9 protein-coding genes are annotated in these 7,719 nt (G+C 43.2%); 4 read left to right on the top strand and 5 right to left on the bottom strand.

Annotated elements, in window-relative coordinates; translation table 11 throughout:
* Positions 1-735 precede the first annotated feature (735 nt).
* Positions 736-1,422: an NADPH-dependent FMN reductase gene (locus QUB70_RS28370; RefSeq protein WP_442927843.1), complete on the top strand. Its 687-nt coding sequence runs from the start codon at positions 736-738 to the stop codon at positions 1,420-1,422.
* A gap of 319 nt (positions 1,423-1,741) precedes the next feature.
* Here the strand turns inward: QUB70_RS28370 and QUB70_RS28365 are convergent, their stop codons facing one another.
* Positions 1,742-1,972, bottom strand: a complete 231-nt coding sequence (locus QUB70_RS28365) for a hypothetical protein (RefSeq protein ID WP_332984916.1) — start codon at positions 1,970-1,972, stop codon at positions 1,742-1,744.
* Positions 1,973-2,104: 132 nt separating this feature from the next.
* Here QUB70_RS28365 and psb32 point away from each other — a divergent pair, with 132 nt between their 5' ends.
* The gene (gene psb32, locus QUB70_RS28360) at positions 2,105-2,827 is read left to right on the top strand and encodes a photosystem II repair protein Psb32 (RefSeq protein WP_332984915.1); all 723 of its coding nucleotides are present in this window, start codon (positions 2,105-2,107) and stop codon (positions 2,825-2,827) included.
* A gap of 178 nt (positions 2,828-3,005) precedes the next feature.
* On the opposite strand, the gene QUB70_RS28355 is transcribed toward psb32, so the two are convergent.
* Positions 3,006-3,389, bottom strand: a complete 384-nt coding sequence (locus QUB70_RS28355; RefSeq protein ID WP_332984913.1) for a DUF4346 domain-containing protein — start codon at positions 3,387-3,389, stop codon at positions 3,006-3,008.
* A gap of 332 nt (positions 3,390-3,721) precedes the next feature.
* On the opposite strand from QUB70_RS28355, the gene dcm reads away from it, so the two are divergent.
* Positions 3,722-4,759 (top strand): DNA (cytosine-5-)-methyltransferase, encoded by a 1,038-nt coding sequence (gene dcm / locus QUB70_RS28350; protein ID WP_332984912.1) that lies wholly within the window; start codon positions 3,722-3,724, stop codon positions 4,757-4,759.
* 201 nt (positions 4,760-4,960) lie between these two features.
* Here the strand turns inward: dcm and QUB70_RS28345 are convergent, their stop codons facing one another.
* The 3 genes from QUB70_RS28345 to QUB70_RS28335 all read right to left on the bottom strand — a co-directional run bounded on the left by QUB70_RS28345 (position 4,961) and on the right by QUB70_RS28335 (position 6,286).
* On the bottom strand, positions 4,961-5,374 hold the full coding sequence (locus QUB70_RS28345) for a hypothetical protein (protein WP_332984911.1): 414 nt from the start codon (positions 5,372-5,374) through the stop codon (positions 4,961-4,963).
* 82 nt (positions 5,375-5,456) lie between these two features.
* Entirely contained in the window at positions 5,457-5,879 is a 423-nt protein-coding gene (locus tag QUB70_RS28340; RefSeq protein WP_332984909.1) for a hypothetical protein, read from the bottom strand.
* Positions 5,876-6,286 carry a hypothetical protein gene (locus QUB70_RS28335; RefSeq protein ID WP_332984908.1) on the bottom strand — a complete coding sequence of 137 codons (411 nt, stop codon included), beginning with the start codon at positions 6,284-6,286 and terminating at the stop codon, positions 5,876-5,878. The genes QUB70_RS28340 and QUB70_RS28335 overlap by 4 nt, the downstream gene beginning before the upstream one ends.
* A gap of 309 nt (positions 6,287-6,595) precedes the next feature.
* Between QUB70_RS28335 and QUB70_RS28330 the strand changes: the two genes are divergently transcribed.
* The coding region (locus tag QUB70_RS28330; protein ID WP_332984907.1) for an FG-GAP repeat domain-containing protein at positions 6,596-7,719 on the top strand (1,124 nt) is incomplete at its 3' end.

The raw sequence follows: 7,719 nt of genomic DNA, 5'->3' as shown, positions 1-7,719 counted from the left end.
TTTCATAATTTCAGAAATCGCGTATTAGCTTGTTTTTCTGATTAGATAAAATTATCACCACAAGTTCAGGAGAGCCTGCAAATCTATGAAAAAAGGGTTAAAATGAAAAAGCTAGTAACAGCATAATAAAAAAAGGATGAAAGAAAGAAAAGGACACCCGACGAAGAACAACAGCTAAAAGCCCACTTAAAAGTGGCAGCAGAAATTATCTCTAAAAATATATAGCCAAGTGAACTGAAAAGTTTTGAAAGTAGAGAAAAATTTCTACGTCAGGAAAGCTTAAAAGAAGTAGGGCCAGAACTAGCTAGTTTTTTTTTCAAGAGTATCAGGCCTTGAGACAGTCATTCGATTTTTGATTTTTGATTTTTGATTGACCCCACGGATAAATTCGGGGGCTTGAGGATTTGAGATTTTTGATTTTGGATTGATTTCACGGATAAATCCGGGGCTTGTACTATCAAGAAATTCTTGGTCAGAAGCCGAAAACTAAAAACCCTAGTCTGCTAGATCGAAATTACAGATAATCAAGGGGAATATTTCGGGTTTAAATCGTCTTTTCAACTAAGCCTAATGATGGAAAATAATGCTCTTTTAATCAAAAATAAATAATGAATTTTATTAAATACCGGAATAAGATTTAGAATTTTTAACAGGAATAAAATATTCTCCTAGCATGGTTATACCATTTCTCTAAAATCGTGCAACACTCTTCGAGCACCTTACTATCTATGCCAGTTGGCATTAGTCCTGTGTGTGTATCTGTGTCTGAATCCGTGTGGTGCCGCCCTTCACTTGACAGTTGCCGATCGAACTTGCTACATTAATCATAATCGTAATGAGTACGCTTTGGTCGAGCAGTTATTGTTTTTGAGTTTTATGGTAAAGATTGTCGGCATTGGTGGAAGTTTGCGGGCTGGCTCTTACAGCCAGATGGCATTGAAGGTAGCAGCAGAGCGGGCGCAGGTCATGGGCGCAGAAGTTGAAATATTGGATTTGCGATCGCTTAATCTGCCCTTTTGTGACGGAGAGAAGGATTATCAAAAGTACCCGGATGTGGAAAAGTTGCAGAATGCGGTTAAGGAAGCCGACGGCTTGATTTTGGCAACGCCGGAGTATCACGGTAGCGTCAGCGGTGCTCTCAAGAATGCCCTGGATTTGATGAGTTTTGAGCATTTGGACGGGAAGGTTGCGGGTGCGATTAGCGTTTTGGGAGGGCAAGTTAACAGCAACGCGCTCAACGATTTGCGAACCATTTTGAGATGGGTGCACGCTTGGGTAATTCCCGAACAAATTGCGATCGGACAAGCTTGGAAAGCTTTTAGTCCCGACGGTAAATTGTTGGATGAAAAACTGTCTGAAAGGTTCGACGAATTTGCTCGGAGTTTAGTAGAAAATACGCGGAAATTGCGAGGAATTTCTTAGCAGACGGCTTGCTTTCGCCAGTAGTCATTGGTAATGGGTAATTGGGAATTGGGCATTGGTAGTAACTAACCAATAACCAATAACTAATGACTGTTGGTAATGAGTAATTTGTTATTGGTTATTGGCAATTAGTAATTTGTAGCAACCAACCAATAACTAATGACTAATGACTAATGACTAATGACTAATGACTACTGACTACTGACTACTGACTACTGACTAATGACTACTGACTACTGACTACTGACTACTGACTACTGACTACTGACTACTGACTACTGCCAACTGCCAACTGCCAACTGCCAACTGCCAACTGACTTCAAAATGGCATATCGATCATGTCTCCGAAAGGATGGGGTACGTCGATCGGCATTCTTCCGGGTTGTGACTCATATTTGTCTATCCAGTTTTTGGCCAATTCCAAAGCTTCCTCCTCAGTCTTGGCATTTTGGACGGCGACGTGGCGGTTGCCGCGGCTATCCCAAACCTCGACGTAGAAGACTTTCTGGGATTGAATAATCCAACCTTTATAAGTGTCTGCTGGTTCCATAGTTAGAATCCTACAATAATCGGGCGGGGAGTTCCACTGGCGAGCTAATTGTAAATATTGCCCTGCATAAAATGCATTTTACGGGGGTTTCTATAGTATTTTTGGAAAAAAGTCAGTTTTACGGTTAACCTCATGACCAGACTCTTGAAGCAATTATTTAAGTGGAGAAAATATCTCCAACCTTTGGCGGCGGCGATCGCGATCGCCCTAATCGCATCGCAGATGGCGGTATTGCCGGCATTGGCGACTGGCGTGTACGAAATGCCGGTGTTGTCGGCGGGCGATCGAACTTGGGTGTTCGACAAAGGCGACGTGCTCAGCCGCAGCAGCGAAAGCAATATCAGCAGCGTGCTCGACAACCTGGAAAACAAAACAGGGAAACAAGTCAGGTTTGTCACCATTCACCGATTAGACTACGGCGAAACGACAGCCACTTTCACCGACCAACTGTTTGAACAGTGGTTTCCCGCAAAAGAAGACCAGACTAATCAAATTTTACTCGTTCTCGACACTGTTACCAACAGTGCGGCAATTCGGACGGGGGAAGGGGTGAAATCCCTGCTAACCGATGAAATTGCCCAGAGTGTGGCCGGGGAAACCGTGCAAGTGCCGCTGCGGGAAGCAAATAAATACAACGAGGCATTTGCGGCTGCAACTACGCGCATTGCAACTGTTTTGTCGGGCGAACCCGATCCGGGTGCTCCTGAAGTTGTTGACAACATTCAAGTTGAAGGCACGTTTAAAAAAGCTGAAGAAACAGACCAAGGCAATGCCACAGTTGTTGTGGTTGTGCTGTTGGTATTGGCGACAGTGATTCCGATGGTGACTTATTTCTGGTATCAAGGTTTTTCGTGATCGGGTGCTGTCAGATGCAATAGACTTGCATTGCATAAATCTTTGATAGCTTAACCGCAGATGACAGGCTGATACACACAGATGAACGCGGATATTTTCAAGAATAACGATCGCCTGAATGCAATGCCAGTCTAGTAAGTTGCCGTTTTGTCTAGAAATTCTGGCGCGCGCGGCTGGACTAATCTTGAACGTATTCTCGATCGCTCAACAATGCAATTTCTGCCCGTACAAATTCCCGTCCCAGATAAGCCGCGTGATCTAACATTGTCACCGGGCTGGGGCGGGTTTCTTCTAGGATTTTGACGCAAAGTTCTTTGGCGGTTCTGCCGCTAAAAACTGTAGATTGGGTGCGTTCTACTTTGCCGCGGGCGGGGATGGGTTTACCGGTTTCTGGATCGATGGCGAGGCCGCGATCGTCGATGATGTTGGTGAAGTGTTTGGCGCAAATCAAGCTGGTTGTGCGATCGAGATAGATGATGAAGTAGCCGCCGGGATCGAGGTCGATGTGGCGTTTGGATAGCTTGTCATCAATTGCGGTGAGGTTTTCCAAGGTTTGACTCATGGTTGGTGAAAGGAAGTAGATAATGGCTATATTTTTTTTGCTCTTTCTAGTTTAGTCGGCTGCGGGACAAGTTTGGCAGGTTGGTTGGTTGAATGCGGGAGGAAGTTTCGGGCGATCGACATTCTATCCGATATCTGTGGGGACAGGGCATTGCCGTGTCCGGCGCTGGCTGCTGCGACTTTTAATGAGTGGTATAAGATTGAGGACTGTCACAAGACTTGTTGAACTTGATAGAATGAACCGCAGAGAGCGCAAAGAACGCAGAGTAAAAGAAGAGAGACAAACAAAATATGTTACCATAGATTTGAGTAACATTTTACATTAAGTTATAGATGAACTTTATAGATTTATTTTCAGGAATTGGAGGTTTCAGACAAGGGTTTGAAAAAATTGGCTTTGAATGCATTTTTTCCTGCGAGATAAACAGCAAATGCCGACAAGTTTACACTGATAATTTCGGTGAGGTTCCTTTTGGAGATATCAGTAAAATTAATCCTGTCGAGTTAGCAGACTTTGATGTTTTAGTCGCCGGGTTTCCGTGCCAACCTTTTAGCATTTGCGGCAAAAAGCTCGGTTTTGAAGATACTAGAGGCACACTGTTTTTCGAGATTTGTAAAATTATCAAAATCAAGCAGCCTAAAGTTATCGTTCTCGAAAATGTCAAGCACTTAATCCATCACGACAAGGGAAATACCTTAAAAGTAATTATTGCCAGTCTTGAAGATTTGGGATACAGCGTGAATTACAAAATGCTGAATGCTAAAGACTTTGGAATTCCTCAACATCGTGAAAGAATATTTATTGTTGCAACTAAAGGTAAACCCTTCAATTTTTCTCGGCTTAAAACCCAGTTGACTCCAAAACTCAGGGAATTTCTAGACGAGACAGGGGATTTTGAAATATTGCATAAATCCGAGTATACTTTAATTGAGTCTCCGAGAAAGCAAGATTCGGGACTTTTGTTTGTAGGTTACAGAAATAAAGGTACTTGGAAAACTGGCGTGAGGCCGAATACAGAACATTTATCGAGAGTTCACAGACAGCCTAATCGCATTTATTCGGTAGATGGAGTGCATCCGACTATTCCTTCGCAAGAAACATCTGGCAGGTTTTTTATCTACATTCCTGAGCAAGATATGGTGAGAAAGTTGACGCTGAAGGAATGTTATAGACTTATGGGTTTTCCTGAAGATTTTAAAAGTTATCCGAGTGCGGGGGAAAGTTACAAGCAAATTGGGAATTCGGTTTGTGTGCCGGTGGTGGAGGCTATCGCGAAAGAAATATTAAGTCAAAATTTATTGTCAAATGAGCAAAATGAACCGCTGAAAAAAACTGAAAAATATATACAGCTTGTCCTTTTAAATTGCTGAGTTCGAGAAGATTCATCAACAATAGTATTATCCGGTAATGTTTTAAACTCTGACGCACTCCCTGAAGATGGTTCTAAGCTGTTACGCATTTAAAATAGTATTGTAGGGTGCGTCAGCCCTATCTTGTTTCCCTTGCTTAGTAAGTGTTCTAGCTGACGCACCCTACAGGCCTCGTTAGTGGTTTAAATGTCGAACAGCTTATCATATTTTGTTAAACCACTGCAACCAGTAAACTAATGTTGATGATGAAGCGATATCTTCGACCGCATTTTCATTTTTTGCATGGTGATAAATGTCAACTGGTTGCTCAGCACTGAACGGACAAAATAGGCGGACTGTACGTTCTGGTTCTAAGCTTGTCCAATCTAGTGTAATACTGCCTCTGTCGTCTGTACCTGTTGAGGCTTTTGGAAAACTGTTGCCCGTGCTATCGTACACCTCAACAACCAATTTCATGGCTGTCCTGAAAGCATATTCAGTCGGTTTTAAAATTCCGTACTCATCCTCTTCTTCTAAATCTAAAAGTTCGATCAAACGTTCGATAGTGCTGCGGAAATTCGATAAACCGCTATTGCTGCTGCTGCTATCAGTAATCTGTTCTTTTGCTACTGTCATAAGATTAAATCCCTTGGTTTCCATACAATTATCGATCGCTCTGCTAAGCTGTCGCGCATTTAAATTGCATATTCGGGGCGGGCTAGAAGCCCACCCCACAAGAGTTTGATTGTTTTTTGACAGACAATTTAAATGCAGAACAGCTTAACAAATCGGCCAATCTTTCAGCTCTGTCTCGGTCGTCTATCACATAAGGTAAACCGACAATCTGAGCGTGGGATGCTGAATCAGGTACTGCATCTAAACCTAATTCACGAATTTGTCCTACTTGAATGCTAGCAACTCCGTAACAATTTATGAATTTTGCTGCACATTGTTCGGGCGAACGAACACTGGCAATTGTCACCGACAAACCTGGTTCATTTGCTCGAAGTAAATAAGCGAACAGTAAAACTAGATCGCTTGTTTCATCAATCCATTGTCTCCGAAGTAAAGCTCTATAGACAATAGCACTTTCATCCAAAGGCTCCAACTCTGATTCACTCCGAGAAGATGTATCGGTCATACCTTATTAAACCACTCTAGCCAATGGACTAAGGTTACTGCTGAAGTAATATCTTCCGAGCCATATTCCTCAGTCTTCTGATGATAAATGTAAGCTTTCTCATCAGAAGAGTGGGGGCAGAATAAGCGTACTCTGCGATCCGCATTTATATTTTGCCAAGCAAGTCTAATACTGCCTCGGTCATCTGTACCTGTTGAGGCTTTTGGAAAACTGTTTCCCATGCTATCGTAGGCTTCTACAACTAACTTCATAGCTGTCCTAAAAGCATATTCAGTCGGTCTCAAAATCCCGTACTCATCCTCTTCTTCTAAATCTAAAAGCTCGATCAGACGTTCGACAGTGATTCGGAAATTCAATAAACCGCTATTGCTACTGCTATCAGTAATCTGTTCTTTCGCTACAGTCATAAGATTAAATCCCTTAAGTCGATCGCTAATTTGATGATGAATTACGTGAGTGTCACGCTCAAATCAACTTGTATAGTACCGGGCGACGAAGTTCTAGGGCGATTATTCAGGGTCTATGATTCCGGGACACCCTACTAATTGGGCTAGTTGCCCTTAGTCCTATTTATGCTAACACAGCCTGGGACAGGCTCAGGGCGGGGAAAATCAAAAATCAAAAATCAAAAATAGATTGACTTAGTTCAAAATTCCTGTAAAATATAAAATATTAATCAAAATTTATACATAAATAAAAATTAGAGAGGTCGCAATTTGAACTTCTTTCGTAAAGATGTATCGGTAAGTACGAACCCACTTTCCCTGACGGTGACAGACTTCGATGGAGATGGCAAACCCGACTTAGTTGTACCGAATTTAGGCAGCAATAGCATCTCATTGTTCGCTAATGCTGGCTCTGGGAGCTTTGCTTTAAAATCAGACGAATCCGTGGGAAGCTCACCCACCATCGTTTTAGCCGCAGATTTTGTTAGTGGAGACAACCGACCAGAACTCTTGGTAGCTAATAGCGGAGATAAAAGTATATCATTTCTGTTAAATACTAAATCTGACTTCATTAAATTTCCGGCCTTTAGCTTTGGTAATCTGCCTTTTCCCGACGCGGCGCTAGCGGCTGATTTCGATGGAGATAATAAACTAGATTTCGCTGTCGTCAATGGGACAGGGAATGTGGCGGCTGTGATGCTAAACCGTGGTTTGAGCTTTATTTTGCAGCCAGCCATTCCTGTTGGCAGCAATCCGCTGGCGATGACGGCGATCGACTTTAATGCTGATGGGAAAATCGACTTGGCGGTAGCGAACCAAGGCAGCAATAATGTTACATTGCTGCTCAATGCTGGTGGTGGCAACTTGACAAAACTGCCAGATATAGTTGTTGGAAATTCTCCCCAGGCGATCGCCACAGCCGATTTTAATGGTGACAGCTTCCCTGATTTGGCGATCGCGAATGCAGGTAGCAACAGCATTTCAGTTTTGTTGAATTCTCAGGGTAGCAGTTTCACCAAACAGCCAGATATTACTGTTGGTAATTCTCCAAGCTCGATCGCCACAGGTGACTTTAATGGCGATGGTTTCGCTGATATCGCGATCGCAAATACAGGCAGCAATAGCATCTCTGTGCTGCTAAACTCTGGTTCTGGCAGCTTTACGAAACAGGCAGACATTCCAGTAGGCTCGCGTCCCTCCTCACTCGCGGCGGCTGACTTCAATGGTGATGGCAAACTCGATCTTGTTGTGGCGAATGAGTTGAGCAAAAGCTTCACAGTGTTCATCAATGAGGGTACTCCAGAGCCAACTCCAACGCCAGAGCCAACTCCAACGCCAGAGCCAACTCCAACGCCAGAGCCAACTCCAACGCCAGAGCCAACTCCAACGCCAGA

Source organism: Microcoleus sp. A003_D6 (genome assembly GCF_036702825.1).
Taxonomy (GTDB): domain Bacteria; phylum Cyanobacteriota; class Cyanobacteriia; order Cyanobacteriales; family Microcoleaceae; genus Microcoleus.
This window is presented reverse-complemented; position numbering and strand designations above follow the sequence as displayed.

Bases quoted from the DNA above. Each gene is read 5' to 3' on its own strand.
- QUB70_RS28340 (WP_332984909.1), bottom strand. From the start codon at position 5,879: ATGACCGATACATCTTCTCGGAGTGAATCAGAGTTGGAGCCTTTGGAT.
- QUB70_RS28345 (WP_332984911.1), bottom strand. From the start codon at position 5,374: ATGACAGTAGCAAAAGAACAGATTACTGATAGCAGCAGCAGCAATAGC.
- psb32 (WP_332984915.1), top strand. From the start codon at position 2,105: ATGACCAGACTCTTGAAGCAATTATTTAAGTGGAGAAAATATCTCCAA.
- QUB70_RS28355 (WP_332984913.1), bottom strand. From the start codon at position 3,389: ATGAGTCAAACCTTGGAAAACCTCACCGCAATTGATGACAAGCTATCC.
- QUB70_RS28335 (WP_332984908.1), bottom strand. From the start codon at position 6,286: ATGACTGTAGCGAAAGAACAGATTACTGATAGCAGTAGCAATAGCGGT.
- QUB70_RS28365 (WP_332984916.1), bottom strand. From the start codon at position 1,972: ATGGAACCAGCAGACACTTATAAAGGTTGGATTATTCAATCCCAGAAA.
- dcm (WP_332984912.1), top strand. From the start codon at position 3,722: ATGAACTTTATAGATTTATTTTCAGGAATTGGAGGTTTCAGACAAGGG.